Source organism: Paenibacillus sp. FSL L8-0641 (assembly GCF_038006265.1).
GTDB lineage: Bacteria > Bacillota > Bacilli > Paenibacillales > Paenibacillaceae > Paenibacillus > Paenibacillus polymyxa_D.
This window is the reverse complement of the sequence record NZ_JBBOUW010000001.1, coordinates 5468819-5484819: the sequence shown is the minus strand read 5'-3', so window position 1 is coordinate 5484819 and position 16001 is coordinate 5468819. Positions and strand designations below refer to the sequence as shown.

General features: G+C 42.7%; 13 protein-coding genes. 8 read left to right on the top strand and 5 right to left on the bottom strand.

What is annotated here, in order from left to right:
* Positions 1 to 142 precede the first annotated feature (142 nt).
* The gene (locus tag MKY16_RS24780) at positions 143 to 2137 is read right to left on the bottom strand and encodes a serine hydrolase (RefSeq protein ID WP_029518897.1); all 1995 of its coding nucleotides are present in this window, start codon (positions 2135 to 2137) and stop codon (positions 143 to 145) included.
* A 206-nt stretch (positions 2138 to 2343) separates the two neighbouring features.
* The gene (locus tag MKY16_RS24775) at positions 2344 to 3432 is read right to left on the bottom strand and encodes a GntR family transcriptional regulator (RefSeq protein WP_029518896.1); all 1089 of its coding nucleotides are present in this window, start codon (positions 3430 to 3432) and stop codon (positions 2344 to 2346) included.
* A gap of 291 nt (positions 3433 to 3723) precedes the next feature.
* Here MKY16_RS24775 and MKY16_RS24770 point away from each other — a divergent pair, with 291 nt between their 5' ends.
* From MKY16_RS24770 to MKY16_RS24745, 6 genes are all read left to right on the top strand, one after another.
* Positions 3724 to 5337, top strand: coding sequence for a xylulokinase (locus MKY16_RS24770; protein WP_029518895.1), 1614 nt, complete (start codon positions 3724 to 3726; stop codon positions 5335 to 5337).
* 1 nt (position 5338) lies between these two features.
* Complete coding sequence (locus tag MKY16_RS24765; protein ID WP_013373853.1) at positions 5339 to 6034, top strand: L-ribulose-5-phosphate 4-epimerase; 696 nt, start codon at positions 5339 to 5341, stop codon at positions 6032 to 6034.
* 41 nt (positions 6035 to 6075) lie between these two features.
* Complete coding sequence (araA, locus tag MKY16_RS24760) at positions 6076 to 7500, top strand: L-arabinose isomerase (protein ID WP_029518894.1); 1425 nt, start codon at positions 6076 to 6078, stop codon at positions 7498 to 7500.
* 171 nt (positions 7501 to 7671) lie between these two features.
* Positions 7672 to 8535 (top strand): hypothetical protein, encoded by an 864-nt coding sequence (locus tag MKY16_RS24755; RefSeq protein WP_340957474.1) that lies wholly within the window; start codon positions 7672 to 7674, stop codon positions 8533 to 8535.
* 138 nt (positions 8536 to 8673) lie between these two features.
* The gene (locus MKY16_RS24750) at positions 8674 to 9462 is read left to right on the top strand and encodes a class I SAM-dependent methyltransferase (protein ID WP_029518892.1); all 789 of its coding nucleotides are present in this window, start codon (positions 8674 to 8676) and stop codon (positions 9460 to 9462) included.
* A 238-nt stretch (positions 9463 to 9700) separates the two neighbouring features.
* Positions 9701 to 11200, top strand: a complete 1500-nt coding sequence (locus MKY16_RS24745) for a malate:quinone oxidoreductase (RefSeq protein ID WP_029518891.1) — start codon at positions 9701 to 9703, stop codon at positions 11198 to 11200.
* 265 nt (positions 11201 to 11465) lie between these two features.
* On the opposite strand, the gene MKY16_RS24740 is transcribed toward MKY16_RS24745, so the two are convergent.
* Entirely contained in the window at positions 11466 to 12212 is a 747-nt protein-coding gene (locus MKY16_RS24740) for an SDR family oxidoreductase (protein WP_049817054.1), read from the bottom strand.
* A gap of 185 nt (positions 12213 to 12397) precedes the next feature.
* Between MKY16_RS24740 and MKY16_RS24735 the strand changes: the two genes are divergently transcribed.
* Both MKY16_RS24735 and MKY16_RS24730 read left to right on the top strand, forming a co-directional pair.
* Positions 12398 to 13321 (top strand): AraC family transcriptional regulator, encoded by a 924-nt coding sequence (locus MKY16_RS24735; protein WP_029518889.1) that lies wholly within the window; start codon positions 12398 to 12400, stop codon positions 13319 to 13321.
* Between the two features lie 31 nt (positions 13322 to 13352).
* The gene (locus MKY16_RS24730) at positions 13353 to 13928 is read left to right on the top strand and encodes a histidine phosphatase family protein (protein ID WP_340957472.1); all 576 of its coding nucleotides are present in this window, start codon (positions 13353 to 13355) and stop codon (positions 13926 to 13928) included.
* Positions 13929 to 14018: 90 nt separating this feature from the next.
* On the opposite strand, the gene MKY16_RS24725 is transcribed toward MKY16_RS24730, so the two are convergent.
* Together MKY16_RS24725 and MKY16_RS24720 are read right to left on the bottom strand one after the other, a co-directional pair.
* Positions 14019 to 15086: a DUF4367 domain-containing protein gene (locus MKY16_RS24725; RefSeq protein ID WP_340957470.1), complete on the bottom strand. Its 1068-nt coding sequence runs from the start codon at positions 15084 to 15086 to the stop codon at positions 14019 to 14021.
* Positions 15047 to 15637 carry an RNA polymerase sigma factor gene (locus tag MKY16_RS24720; protein WP_340957469.1) on the bottom strand — a complete coding sequence of 197 codons (591 nt, stop codon included), beginning with the start codon at positions 15635 to 15637 and terminating at the stop codon, positions 15047 to 15049. The genes MKY16_RS24725 and MKY16_RS24720 overlap by 40 nt, the downstream gene beginning before the upstream one ends.
* Positions 15638 to 16001: the final 364 nt, after the last annotated feature.

Below are 16001 nucleotides of genomic sequence, written 5' to 3'. Positions count from 1 at the left end.
CTTGCCCATAACATTCTTAAATGGGCGAGATGAACCAAAAAGCGCGAGTCATGGGGAAATCCCCTCTGCACTCGCGCTTTTTTCGTTAATCCCGAAGTAAGCACTGTCCTTTACGGTAGAAAATTTACTTAATCCTTTTGAATTAGTGACTGATTGGCAACGTATAGTAATTAAATGCTTGATCCAACAAGGCACTGGCTTCTTGACGCTTCAAAAGCTGTTTGGAGCGGAAGTCTATGGAGCCGTCTAAATTGATCTTGGTATTCGGGTCCATGATACCTTGGGAAACAAGAGCTGTGATGGCTTTAACTGCCCAAGCATCCGTTTCGCCACCCAATTTAACCTTAATTCCAGGCTCAACCTGTTTCAGGTTCTGGATCATTACCGCCGCCATTTGTCTAGTGATAGGAGAATTAGGCTGATAATTACGTAGTCCGGCCATCATCTGTTTTGTATTCGGTTCAATCATGAAAGGTTGTTTATACCACCCGTGGGCGCGCAGCAGCACTTCTGAGAATTCTCTCTGAGTCATCGTTCCTTTCGGATCGAAGAGGTGGGCTGATTTTCCGCTCATGACTTTCAAAGCATTAAGGTTGTTTATATATGGAATATATTTACTATCCGCAGGTACATCAGAAAATGGTGAATCAATGTTTATTTTTTGCGCATAAGCAACGAGGTCTGGGAGTTGCATGTAATACAAATATGCAATATGGCCTGCTTGATTTTTATTAAACGTCAATTTATTACCTGATTCATCTTCAAATAATAAAGGGTGGATCATTTTTAGTGTATGTTTGCCTGATGTTCCTGTCTCCATTATTAATTTCCCGTCCGAATACGAAACCTTCGTCCTTAAGGCAGCGATACGCGTGTTTTGGTATAATCCCACGTAGTCTTGGGCCTGCTGCTCACTTATTGTCGCGTAGGTTGACTTTGGAAGTTCTGATTTTCTCGGATAATAATGATTCATAAATTCTTCATACACGTCAAGACTCATCATGGAGTCGTTATTGTAGGACATGTACATTGCTGTATTCTTCTCAGGCAGAATAACAATCAAGGAAGAATGCCCTGTAACATTTCCTCCTTTTAGAATCACATGCTGATTATTCATCTTCTCTTTGAAGTAGCCTTCGAATCCAATTGTTGTGACCGGGAACTCCTTATCAGGGAATAATTGGTATGTGTGCATTTGCTCTATGCTCTTTGGACTCACTACTTCTTTACCTTTGTACTTGCCTTTGTTCAGGTGCATAATAAGGTACTTCGCCATGTCATCTGCTGTTGAGACGATACCGCCTTCAGGTTTTTCCGTTGGTTTAAACCCGTCCAAGGGTATCAGTTCGCCTGTTGGTCCATAGTGAGCAGCCATTCTGCTTAACAATTGGGGGGTAAACCGCACATTCGTCGAATTCATGCCTAACGGTTTGAAAATATTCTTTTCCATATATTTGGAATATGACATACCCGTTACGTTTGCTACAGCATATCCCGCTAGCATGAAACCAAAATTGTCATAAGTGTACGCTTCTCCTGGAGTCCTGACAACAGTTGGCATATTTGATGCGATGAACTTCTTCATCGGAAAATATTTGTCCGCGTATTCTGGATGCATTTCCATGGAAATATCTGGTTCATCAAATCCACTTGAATATGTAAGTAGATCAAACATCGTCAGTTTTTTTCCTGTTTTATTCGGAACCTTTATTCCTCCTAAATACTCTTGGATATCGCGTTTTAAATCCATTTTCCCCTTATCGACCAACTGCATAGCTGCCAATGCAGTGAATGACTTTGTAACAGAGCCGATTTGGAAAACGGTATTTTTATCAACAGGAATTTTTTTGCCCTTGTCGGCATACCCGTAACCTTTGCTTAGCATCACTTTCCCACCTGCAACGACCACAAAATTAGAACCAACTGTATTATACTTCTTCATCTTGTCCGCAAAAACGCCATCTGCAAAAGCTTCTAGTTCCTTAGCATCTCGCGGTCCCTCCAAGCTAGCCTTCTCAGATGCAACTGGTACGTTAACGGGTGCGGCAACTGATGCGCCGTTGGGTGCCATACACGCGGTAGTTACCGTAGCAGATAATAGTAGAACCGCGAGACTGGTGTGAATCATTTTTTTCATGAATGATTTCTCCTTGAAATGTATTTTTGCCTTATAGCGTCCGGCAAAACCAAGTATGGCAAAGGACTTGTCATACCAACAAGTTACATTTCGCCACCCACCATACCAAGTCACTCCAAAGTGTCATATGACAATTAGGCACTAGGTTTAAAGGGCGATGGTTCATTCAGAAAAAACGGAAATTCACCACAGTTACATATCCTTTTTCACTTCAGTTTCTTCTTAACCGTCTCTCCTTCAATTAACACAGGCTGATAATAGGTGTGGTTACGTAGATCCTTTTTCCCTTGAAGTTTCTTAATAACCCAATCGGCGGCATCACGTCCCATTTGTTCCTGGGGGTGCGTTAATGTCGTTAGTTTGATGTTTGCATTCTTGGAAATATAGGAATTATCTTGACCAATAATGGATAAGTCTTCGGGCACCAATATCCCAAGTTGTCTGCATACATGTACAACTTCTAATCCTACCTCGTCGTTATAGCAGACAATTGCGCTTAACTCGTCTCTTTGTTCGGTCAGAAATTTCCTCAAATTGGTGGACAAATCCTGCTTCGTTTCAGTATAGAATGAGAGCACTTGCTCGGGGTGAAACCGTAATTTGGCTTCTCCAAGCGCTTTGATATAGCCTTTCATTCGATACTTTCCTTGTAAATCGTCCATTTTGGCAATGATACCAATCTGTGTGTGTCCGTTAGCGATCAATTCTTTGGTTGCCAGATAGCTGGATTGTACGTCATCGAGGCAGAAGTAAGGAACTTCCAACTCTTCATAATAGGCATTAATCATGATGAAGGGAACATCCTGTTCCTTGAACGTCAGATAATAAGCGATATTGGGATTATATAGATTGCTCTTCGTAGGCTCAATGATCAAACCATCCACACCAAAGGACAGCATCATCTCCAAGGCTTTCTTTTCCTGGGCGACATCATTATTGGTACTCGCTAATAGTAATGAATAATTATCTTCATTTAATCTGGCTTCAATCCCGCGAATTATCGAGGGGAAGATGTAATCAGAGATGTAGGTCGTGATGACTCCGATGGTTTTATTACTGGAGTTCCCACCAGTCTTTGAGCGGAATTGGTTACTGACATAGGTGCCAGATCCTTTTTCACTTCTTAAGAAACCTTCGTTGGATAGTTCCAAAATAGCCTTCCGAACCGTCTGGCGACTAACTTTATACTTATCCTGCAAAGCGAATTCCGTTGGAATTTGTTCTCCTACGCTGTATGCCCCTGAAAGAATATTGCTTTTTATATCCTCAAGGATGACCTGATACTTTGGTTTCACTTTATTCCTTCTTTCCAAGTTGTTCTAATACTAATTAATGCATCTATAATATTTGTATGTACATATTTTAGCATAATTATGAGTTTATTATAATCTATTGTCCTATCTGTATAAATACTAAAGTTAAAACTAGAAAAACACTCGGTTTGTCAAAGTATTTGTAAGTATAACTACGGTTTTGTGTTGACAAATGTACGCACAAAAAATATACTAAGGCTGTAAACAAAAGAAAGCGCCTTCTTTCAATTAATGCGATTATAACAGTTGTTCAGAGAGAGGAGTAACGTGAGCATGGATCAAGACATTAAACAAGCGATTACTAAGGGAGAAACCTCACTTGGTATCGAATTTGGATCCACACGTATCAAGGCAGTGCTGATTGATCATCGTTTTGAAACCATCGCATCTGGAAGCTATGAGTGGGAAAACCTCCTGGTAGATGGATATTGGACGTACAACTTAGAGAGTATTATTATGGGCCTGCAAGAGGCTTATCGTGAAATGAAGCAAGAGGTTGAGCAAAAATATGGAGTCACCCTTCGTACGGTTGGTTCTATAGGATTCTCTGCAATGATGCACGGCTATATGGCTTTTGACAGCAAGGGTGAGTTGCTTGTTCCGTTCCGGACTTGGCGGAATGCGACAACCGGGGTTGCAGCAAAAGCTTTAACTGATAAATTTCAATTCAACATTCCTGAGCGATGGAGTATTGCTCACTTGTATCAAGCGATATTGAACGAAGAGCAACATGTCCCTCATATTGATTTTATGACGACGTTGGCTGGATATATCCACTGGCTGCTGACTGGCGATAAGGCAATTGGTATCGGAGACGCGTCGGGGATTTTCCCAATTGATGAGACTACACATGATTATAACGAGTCGATGGTTAAGCAGTTTGATGAACTCATTGCAGCCAAAGGCTACGATTGGAAGTTACAAGATATTATTCCTAAAGTTCATATCTCAGGCGAGCAGGCAGGTGTACTAACCGCAGCGGGAGCGAAAATCTTAGATAAATCCGGAGATTTACAACCTGGTATTCCGCTTTGTCCTCCAGAAGGTGATGCGGGAACAGGAATGGTCGCTACGAATAGTGTGAGAAAACGTACTGGCAACGTGTCTGTGGGAACCTCGGTTTTTGCCATGATTGTATTAGAGAAGGACCTTTCAGCGGTATATCCGGAAATTGATCTGGTGACCACACCGAATGGTAATCCGGTCGGCATGGTTCATGCCAACAACTGTTCAAGTGATCTCAATGCTTGGCTGGGCTTGTTCCGTGAATTCTATGAGGCCATGGGGCACAAGGCGGATCCGAATCAATTGTTCAGTGTGTTGCTGAATAAGGCTTTGGAAGCGGATCCAGATGGCGGTGGTTTACTCAGCTATGGCTATTTGTCAGGGGAGAATATCACCGGAATAGAGAAAGGCAGACCGTTGTTTGTCCGCTCTCCTGAGAGCCGTTTCAATTTGGCCAATTTCATGCGGACTCATCTGTTCACTGCATTTGCTGCTTTGAAAATCGGAATGGATATTTTGACGAAGAAAGAATACGTCGCAATTGACAGCATTCTGGCTCACGGTGGTTTATTTAAAACCCCTATCGTCGGACAAAAAATTGTTGCGGCTGCTATGAATGTCCCGGTATCCGTGATGTCAACAGCTGGAGAAGGCGGAGCGTGGGGTATGGCTATTCTGGCTTCTTACATGATGAACAAGGATCAACAAGAAAGTCTGGAAGACTTCCTCGACCAAAAAGTATTTAGAGATGTTGAGGGACAAGAAATTCATCCTGACGGTTCCGATGTTAAGGGATTCGAAACATTCTTAGAACGCTATACACAAGGCCTGGCGATTGAGCAGGCTGCTGTAGATAATCTAGTGGAAAACTGGAGGAATTGACGTGTTAGAGCAGCTGAAAGAAGAAGTATTTCAAGCCAATCTGGATTTGCCTAAACATGGACTCGTGAAATACACCTGGGGTAACGTAAGCGCTGTTGATCGTGAGCGTGGCTTATTCGTTATCAAACCGAGTGGTGTTAGTTATGACACGATGAAACCTAGCGATATGGTGGTTGTTGATTTTGACGGCAATGTTGTTGAAGGAGAGATGAGACCTTCATCGGATACACCGACTCATGCCGTACTTTACAAGCACTACGCAGAGATCGGCGGTATTGTGCATACGCATTCGACTTGGGCGACGATTTGGGCTCAGGCAGGCCTGGATGTACCTGTAATGGGGACTACTCATGCAGACACCTTCTATGGTTCTGTTCCCTGTGCTCGTTTCTTGACACAAGAGGAGATTGATCGTGGCTACGAAGCCGAAACCGGCCGTGTCATCATCGAAACTTTTGAGCAGCGCGGGCTGGATATTTTAGCAGTGCCAGGTGTCCTGCTTAAGGGTCATGCTCCCTTCACTTGGGGTAAGGATGCGAAATCTGCAGTCATGAATAGCGTCGTATTGGAAGAAGTTTCGAAAATGAATTTATTCGCACGGGAATTGAATCATTTTGCCGAAGAATTGCCGCAGCGGATTCTAGATAAACACTATTTGCGCAAACATGGGAAAGACGCCTACTACGGGCAAAAGTAAGACCAACTAAACTAACAAACGAAGAAAAGAGGATGAATGTTATGTCAACAGTAGGTACAAAACAGTTCTGGTTTGTCGTAGGTTCACAACATCTGTATGGAGAAGAAGCATTAGCAGAAGTCAAAGCACACGCACAAGAAATGACCGATGCCCTAAATAAGAGCGGCGTTCTGCCTTATCCGCTTGTATTGCAAGATCTGGCGGTTAGTGCAGACAAAATCACCAGCCTTATGAAAGAAGTCAACTATCGTGATGAGGTTGCTGGTGTCATCACTTGGATGCATACTTTCTCACCTGCAAAAATGTGGATTCGCGGTACTAAATTGCTGCAAAAGCCGCTACTTCATTTGGCCACACAGTACAATGAAAGCATTCCTTGGGCTACAATTGACATGGACTTCATGAACCTCAATCAGGCAGCTCATGGTGACCGTGAATATGGGTTTATCAACGCCCGCTTGAAGAAACAGAATAAAGTGGTTGTAGGTTACTGGGAACGTGCAGAAGTGCAAAAACAAATCGCAGAGTGGATGGATGTAGCGGTTGCTTATAACGAAAGCTTCAATATCAAAGTCGCCCGCTTTGGCGACAATATGCGTAATGTTGGCGTTACGGAAGGTGATAAGGTCGAAGCCCAAATTCAATTTGGATGGACTGTTGACTACTTCGGAATTGGCGACCTCGTTCAGTACGTCAATGCTGTGAAAGAAGAAGAGATTGATGCTTTGTTTGCGGAATACTCTGAACTTTATGAATTCGATTATGGTACTTATAGCAAGGAAGCTTGGGAAGCCAGTGTAAGAGTGCAAGCAAGCTATGAAATTGCTATTAAACGATTCCTGGATCATGGCGGCTATACTGCCTTCACTACGAACTTCGAAGACCTCTATGGTATGAAACAGCTCCCTGGTCTTGCCGTTCAACGTTTGATGGCACAAGGATACGGATTTGCTGGTGAAGGAGACTGGAAGACTGCAGCGCTCGATCGCCTGCTTAAAGTCATGAGCCATAACCAATCCACTGGCTTTATGGAAGACTACACCTATGAATTAGCGGCTGGTCAGGAATCGATCCTTCAATCCCATATGCTTGAAGTTGACCCAACGTTGGCGAGCAACAAGCCTAAAGTCATCGTTTCTCCGTTAGGTATCGGCGATCGTGAAGATCCAGCCCGTCTGGTATTTGACGGCAAGGCAGGAGACGGTGTGGTTGTTTCTATGGCTGACTTTGGCACTCATTATAAACTGCTGATCAATGAGGTTACGGCATTTGAACCGACAGTTCCTGCTCCAAATCTTCCGGTAGCCCGTGTACTGTGGAACGTGAAGCCTAACTTCCAGGATGGAGTTAAGGCATGGATTGAGAACGGTGGCGGTCACCATACTGTGGTTTCCTTGAATCTAACCACAGACCAAATTGTGACTTATGCAAAACTGGTTAACCTGGAATACGTAATTATTAAATAACTAGAAGATAGCCATCTATAAAAGCATTGGGTCAGTCCTTAGGATCCAATGCTTTTTATTGGTTTTCTAAGGATGTCGAGATAAAGGAAAGGTTCCTAAGCTATCTGGCGATATAACGAGATAATTGGATTCTCCTTAAGGTAATCATTTAATTCATAAGGATGTGATACTATGGCGAATGTACCAGCTACGAAAACGAAATTGGTTATCGTCGAAGGCATACCTGGCTCTGGCAAATCCACATTATCTAGATACATACATGACATGTTAAATACACATCAAATAGAATCGGAACTATTTTTAGAAGGAAATTTACGGCATCCCGCTGATTATGAATCGGTTGCATGTATGCCGAACGAAGAACTTGATCGGCTCCGATCAATCTATTCCGAGGTGTTTCATTACATTGATCCGTTCGTATCTTTGAATGGCAACGACTCTTTAATCGCATATGCGCTTGCGCAGCAATCAGCCCAAAATAAAATTCCTTCTAGTTTGTATGAGGAAATCCAGCGTTATGAAATCTACGATGGAGTACCCGTGGAAAAGTACTGCGAATTGATGATCCAACGTTGGAAGTCTTTTGTTAAAGATCAGCGAGAAAAGGAAAAGCTAATCATACTCGAATGCTGTTTTTTACAGAACCCAGGGTGTGCATTACTCGCCCGGCATGATGCTGGAAATGATCGATTTGTTCGGCATGTATTACAGATTGCGGAGCAAATTCAGGAGTTAAATCCAATTTTGTTCTATTTGAAGCAACCTGATGTGCGTGAGACGATTGAGCGAGTAAAAACGATGAGATCTCAAGAATGGTTAGATTTCACGATTTGGTACCATACAGAGCAAGATTATGGAAAGAAGAAGGGGCTTCATGGGTACGAGGGATATATTCAGTTCCTTGAATATCGACGAGAGCTAGAATTACAAATTATTGAGCAACTTCCTTTTCAATCGTTTGTTATGGATAACTCCGATTATGATTGGGTGAATCAACAACAGACTGTTTCGAATATCATGATGAAGTATTTATAAACCATGAAGCTCATTCGAGGAAACGTTAGTGCAATTAGAAAGGGCCTGTCCCGTAAAGATTGGCCCAAAAACTTGCCGTTACAGGCAGCCCTGTGACTCTCATGTTTTAAAAGTTCAGTAGAGAGAAGGTTATAAGCTATGAGTGATTATGGTCCAGATCTATTTAAAGGTACCGCTTGGTACTACTCTAGGTATCGACCTCCTTATCCTTCGTCGCTTATTCGGTTTTTAGTTAACAAGTTTTCTCTGAATGGGGAAGGTCGCTTGCTTGACTTAGGATGTGGAACGGGTCAGCTAGCTCTAAGATTTAGTGATTGGTTTGAAGAAATAGTAGGTGTAGATACTGAATCAGAAATGCTAGATGAAGCAAACCGTTTGTCCAGTGATAAAAGGTTGGACAATGTTAAATGGGTACAAGGAAGGGCGGAAGAGCGCGTATGTGACTGGGGTGTCTTTCGCCTCGTTATAATTGCGAAAGCATTTCATTGGATGGATAGAGAGTCCATTCTTGACATTCTGTATAACAGTTCTGATACTAATGGTGGCGTAGCTATTATTGATAATACTGGGAAGCAGGAACCCTTACTTTGGCAACTCAAGGTCAACGAAGTAGTGAGACGTTGGCTAGGAGACGCAAGAAGAGCTGGTAATAGCACTTACACTCCCCCAAAGGAGAGGTATGAGGATATTGTAAGAAAATCTGGATTCAAAAATGTCCAAAGACATATTTTACCGAGTTATTCATATACATGGACTGTTGATTCGATCATTGGAAATCTGTACTCTACATCATTTGCTTCAAGACGCCTTTTTGGTGATAATTTAGTACGATTTGAAAATGATTTAACATCTGTTCTACTAGATATGGACTCCACGGGTGTGTTTACCGAAGAATTGTCAGTGTCTGTTATTACTGCTAGTAAGTGAAGCCCCAATAATACAGCGTGTTGAGATTCATTCTTATTATTTTGCAAAGAAAATTCTCACTTTTTAGCAGAAATGATTTATAATTATCAGATAATAGACAATATAATTTTTAAAAGATTATATTTTAGTTATAATAGAGACAGAAAAGATATGTTCCTGAGTGGAGCCTTGCTTCTTGTATCACCTAAGCAGGAGGGCCTGCTCTTTTTTGCAAATATAAGAGATAAGGAAGGTTTTTATGAATAGCATTCAGAAAAATACAGACGTTATCTTAATTGGTGCCGGAGTCATGAGCGCGACTCTGGGATCATTGCTGAAAGAGTTAGCACCAGAATGGGAAATTAAAGTGTTTGAGAAACTCGCAAACGCAGGAGAAGAAAGCTCTAACGAATGGAATAATGCAGGTACAGGCCATGCTGCACTGTGCGAACTGAACTATACATCCGAAAAAGCTGATGGATCTATAGATATTCGTAAAGCTGTAGACATTAATGAGCAGTTTCAGCTTTCAAGACAGTTTTGGTCTTTTCTTGTAAACAGCCATTTGATTCGTAATCCTCAGGACTTTATCAAGCCAATACCTCATATGAGTTTGGTAACAGGAGAGAAAAATGTATCTTTTTTGAAAAAAAGGTTTAAAGCGCTTTCAACTATTTCTCTATTTCAAGGCATGGAATTTTCCGACGACCCTGAAAAGCTGAAGGAATGGATTCCGCTAATTATGGAAGGCCGTACATTGAATGAACCAATCGCGGCAACCAAAATCGACTCTGGAACAGATGTCAACTTTGGTGCTTTAACACGCATGTTGTTTGAGCATTTAAAAAGTAAAAACGTTGAGATCAATTACAAGCATAGTGTAAAGGATATTAAACGTGCGAGCGACGGCTCGTGGAAAGTCAAAGTCCATAATCTGGATAACGGTAAAATCGAATACCATACTGCCAAATTTGTCTTTATCGGTGGTGGGGGTGGAAGTCTACCTTTGCTACAAAGAACCGGTATTCCTGAGTCCAAATATATCGGGGGATTCCCGGTAAGTGGACTATTTATGGTATGTAACAATCCTAAGGTTGTCGCCCAGCATCATGCGAAAGTATACGGTAAAGCTAAGGTTGGTGCTCCTCCCATGTCTGTTCCGCATCTGGATACAAGATATATCGGTAACCAAAAAGCACTGCTATTTGGACCGTTTGCCGGCTTCTCACCGAAGTTCTTGAAAACGGGCTCAAATTTGGATTTGATCGGATCTGTAAAACCCAATAATCTCATCACGATGTTGGCGGCAGGCGCAAAAGAGATGGCATTGACCAAATACCTGATTCAGCAAGTGATGTTATCGAATGAAAAGCGTCTGGAAGAATTACGCGAGTTTATTCCGAACGCCAAAATCGAGGACTGGGGGATCGTGGTAGCGGGTCAACGTGTGCAGGTGATCAAAGATACGGAGGGCGGTAAAGGAACACTTCAATTTGGTACAGAAGTGGTTAGTGCTGCTGATGGTTCGATAGCTGCACTGCTCGGCGCCTCTCCGGGTGCTTCTACTGCTGTTCACGTTATGCTGGAAGTATTGGAAAAATGCTTCCCACAACATATGGAAGAGTGGGAACCAAAAATAAAAGAAATGATTCCTTCTTATGGGGTGTCACTAGCGGAAAACCCAGAGCTTTACCAAGAAATTTATGACTCCACAACGGAGGTGCTCGGTCTGGGCGAAAGGGAACCGCTTCATCGTTAATTTTTACATGGCTAGTAACTCGATCATCCAAATATTTTTAATAAAAAGCACAGTAATCTTACGATATATTTTAGAGTCCAATAAGCAACAACACCAAGCGGTGGGAAGAAAATCCCCACCGCTAAAAATGTTTGTTTAACAAAACAAAGTTTTGCAATCCTTCTGCATTTTCGATGTCACATGGATGAACAGCTTCCATGGTAAAGCTTTATGTATGAATAGATAGGGGCGCACTCACAAGAGGAGGTGCCCCTATCTATTTATGTTATATTTGTGCGGTTGGACGGATCACGATTTCGTTCACATCAATGTCAGCCGGTTGTTCAATTGCGAATCCAATTGCGCGGGCTACCGCGTCTGGTGTCATGGCTAGTTTATCCCGGATGACGGCGAGTTGATCTCTTATAGCCGGGTCTGTTAAACTTTCGGTGAAATTTGTCTGCACAATACCTGGCGAAATGATGGTTACGCGCAGTTTATCACCAGCCTCCTGGCGCAACCCCTCTGAGATGGCGCGTACGGCAAACTTCGTACCAGAGTAGACCGACTGGTTCGGAACGGTCTTGTGTCCTGCAGTAGAAGCAGTGTTCACGAAATGTCCGAAACCCTGTTTGCGAAAGACAGGCAACGCTGCAGCAATGCCATACAAAACGCCTTTAATGTTGACGTCAATCATGTGCTCCCAATCTTCCACGCGCAGATCATCGAGAGGGGATATAGGCATAACGCCAGCGTTGCTGACGAGAACATCCAGCTTCCCGTATCGTTCGCAAGCCAAAGTAACGAGGTTGCATAGATCCTCGCGCCGTCTCACGTCAGTGCGTGCATAGACAGCTTCGCCACCCCTATTCGTAATACGTGTCGCCAGTGCTTCAAGGCGGTCCACCCCGCGCGCGCCAAGCACGACTTTTGCTCCACGCTCGGCAAGCAACAGTGCTGTTGCTTCTCCAATTCCGCTGCTTGCACCTGTAATCACGACGACTTTGTTCTCTATTCTTCCTTCCAAACTCATAGCCCCATCCTTCTTTCTTTGATCTATTTGCCTTAGGCCCTTTGTTGGCCTTGCAAGTAAATTTTAAGTAGAATTCAATTGAGACAGGTAGACCGATCAAGTCCAATTCTTGCCTAATCCTATTCGGCGTGCATATAATTAGCACATCAATATTAGCGTTCAACGGAAAGGAAGGTGAAGCATGAATGGTTTCGTCTCCTCCCCCCTCTGATATTTCTACGAATCTACAAGAACTGATTCGTCTGATTGATCAACGCGCGTCTTCGGACGGTACGTTTGTTTCGTCTGTGCCAGGACTTTATTTCAGACGTGCAAGCCATGTGTCCGAGCTGAATCATACGGTCCATATGCCCTCCCTGTACGTGGTTGCGCAAGGCTCAAAGACAGCAATGCTGGCTGGAGAAAACTATGTGTACGATCCAACAACCTACATGGTCACATCAGTTCAACTTCCCGTAACTGGTAAAATAACTCAAGCCTCGTCGGAGCTTCCTTATCTCAGTCTTCAATTATCCATTAGTCCAGACGCCATCCTGGACATTATCAAGAAGAGTCCTCCTCCATGTAACGTTAAGACTGGACGCGGCATACTGGTGAGCCAATTTGACCCTCTGCTGCTTGATGCGCTGCTTCGGCTTGTCAGACTTTCGGATACGCCTGCGGATATTCAGTTTCTTGCGCCGCTTATCACGCACGAGATCCTTTATCGTGTATTACAAGGTGAGCAGGGAGCTTTAATCAGGCAATTTGCCGTAGTTGGCAGCTATGCACATAGCATCTCCAAAGCGATCCATCTGATTACCCGCGATTACTCTAAGCCTCTTGTGATCGAAGAATTGGCGAAGGAAGTAAACATGAGCCCTTCTTCCTTACACAAGCATTTTAAAAAGGTAACGGCTATAAGTCCTCTGCAGTATCAGAAGGCCATTCGACTGCAGGCTGCACGCCGCTTACTGCTCTCGGAGGGATTGGAGGCCGCCACTGTAGGCTTTCGCGTTGGCTATGAGAGTCCTTCGCAGTTCAGCCGAGAATATGGACGCATGTTTGGACGGCCACCGATGAGTGATGTTAAACATTTGCGTAATTCTCTTAGTGTCTCAGTTGATTGAGAAGTTTATCGGGTGATCCGTGGAGGTTAATATGAAAACTTTCATTTACATGGTGAGACATGGCGAATCACCAAAGACAGAAGGAAATGAAAGAACAAGAGGTTTGACTGATAAAGGTAAGTCAGATGCTTTTCAAATAACTGAGTTATTGAGAGGAGAGGGGATCGAGGTTTTCGTTTCAAGTCCATATCAACGGGCAATCCTAACCGTTCAAGAATTAGCTCAATGCTCAGGACAAGAAGTTTTAATATTCGAGGATCTTAAAGAAAGAATTTTTTCTAGTGAAGACAATCGAATGCCCGATCATGAATTATTCCCTTTGTTAGATAAGTCATTTTCTGATCCCAACTTTGCTTTAACGGGAGGAGAGTCTAATGCAGTTTGTCAGAACCGAAGTATAACGGTCTTAAAGGAATTGTTAAAAATCTACCGAGGACGGAAAGTCGCATTAGGCACTCATGGAGCTGTAATGGCTTTAATGATGGGGTACTATGACAAGCAGTATGATTTGAATTTTTTACTACACACATCCAAACCAGATGTATACAGAATGGAATTCAATGATCAGGAACTCGTTGAGGTAAAAAGATTGTGGAACTTGCCGTAATAGTTTGCGAGGAAAAGGTATAGGGACATTCTTCAAAGAGAGACCACCCTTATAAAAAGGATGGTCTCTCTTTGAAACTTTCTTGTATAGCTATTGCGATGAACCGTTAAGCAAATCTTCAGCTATTTTTACCAGGTCTTCTTTGCTCAGAGGGCTGTCCTGGTTATCGGATATGTTGTAGTGTAAATGTCTTTTTTCATCGAGCCATCCCAATCGGTTTTTTCCTGCTTCCAAGGGCTTGCTTGCTTCACTTGCCCTGATGTAATAGGCCTTGGTTCCTTTGATTGTCAATTGCTCAGCCGAATCCTGTTCATTTTGCATGATGGTTGTCTTTGTGACTTCAGGAGTGTATTTGGTGACGGTAATGTTTACATAGTCGTTTCCTCTCGCATACCGGGCAAAGGAGGAGTCTGACTTGTCCCAGCTCAGCTTTTGAATAAACAGATTTTCACCCTCCGGTGCAGCTTTGGCCTGTTGCATCAGTTTATCGGTTAAAGCTCGATATTCCTTTTTATCCATCATCCCAGGATATGCAGCGCTTGGATAGACGTATCCGAATTCAAACTGATAGCCATCCGGTAGATGAGTGGGGTTGCTGAATAATGGAGCCTCAGTCCGTTTGATTTCATCTTGTAAGCTGTTGAAACTTGAAAGTTCAGCCGGCTTGTACGCAAACAGGGCCGGATTAGATAGGTTGTTTTGATTCATAGAATCGTCCTTGACGTAATAAGCGGCATACTCTCCTGGTTTCAAACGGTCCCTCACTTCTTCGTTCCACCGTGCATAGGTGGAGGTATACGTTTTGGAGGCGTTCGTTTCGGTAGGTGTTTTGGCGGTATTTAATACAACGTCGCCCTTACTGTTGCGAAATTCAAGATATTGTGAAGCTGCGTATCCGGTCACAGAGGCCCCTACTACAAAAAGCAAAATCATGATGGGGACGGTGATCCGAGGCCGAAAATGGGTTTTTCCTATTTTTACCTTTTTGGGCATCGCCTTTTGGTAGACCTGTTTCATCACTTTGTCAGAGACATCAAAAGCTTGGATTTTCAGAGCACTCTCTGGTTCTGTCAGCATGTCCATGTTTTTTAATCCCTTGTCTTGCAGATCGGTGTAATTCAGATTTTGTTCCTGATTTCTGCCTTGAAATTCACGCATTTCGGGTCCTCCTTTATGGGCTCCATTATTTTTTTAAGCTTTGTTTTTGTTCTGCCGTATTTTTTCTTGATAGCTTCCTCGCTCTTGTTCATAATTTCCCCGATTTCTCCAAACGTTTTTTCTTCAAAAATGCGCAGCACCAACAGGTTTCGTTCTTCTGCATTCAGTTGGTCTAATGCCCGGCTCAGCGGTTCACTGAAAAGCTGACGTTCTATAACCTGTGCTGCGCTGTCCGCGGCTATGTTAGTTGAGGCGAACAAGTTAATTCTAAATTTGCGCTGCAGATTCTTCCGGCGAATCAGATTCAGGCAGTGATGATAAGCCATTTTATACAGCCAGGAGGAGAAGCCCATTGTCGGTTTGTACATGTTAATTTTTTCAAAAGCTTTGACCAAAATATCCTGTACGGCTTCTTCTGCCTCATGCTCACTTCCTAATAGCCGCCAGCAATACACAAATATCTGACGCTGATACTCCTTCACAATGTAGGCGTAATCCTGGATTTCGCCAGCTTGAACTGATTTGATTCTGTATTCGATTTCCTCATTCAAAAATTTAGGCACCTCCTCTGATCAAAAAGAAAACTATACCTATATAACAAATGAAGATGACCGAAAGGGACACCTTGTCTAAAAATTTTTTGAGTATTTTATCAACTCTCTAAGAGAATACGATAAAGCAGAACGTTTATCACTAACGGTGTTGATTTCATAGGGCTTGGATTTATATTGTGGAAGTAAATAGAATGATAAAGTATACCTATCAAAAATTGAAAATAGATTGTAAAAATATAAAAAGGAGATAAGAAATGAGGTTTTATAATAATAGGGGAGTCCAGATGGTGGTTGCACTTTTATATCCTGTTATAGCATTTGTTATATTAAGCAATAGTCTTATGATAGGTTCATGGACTGT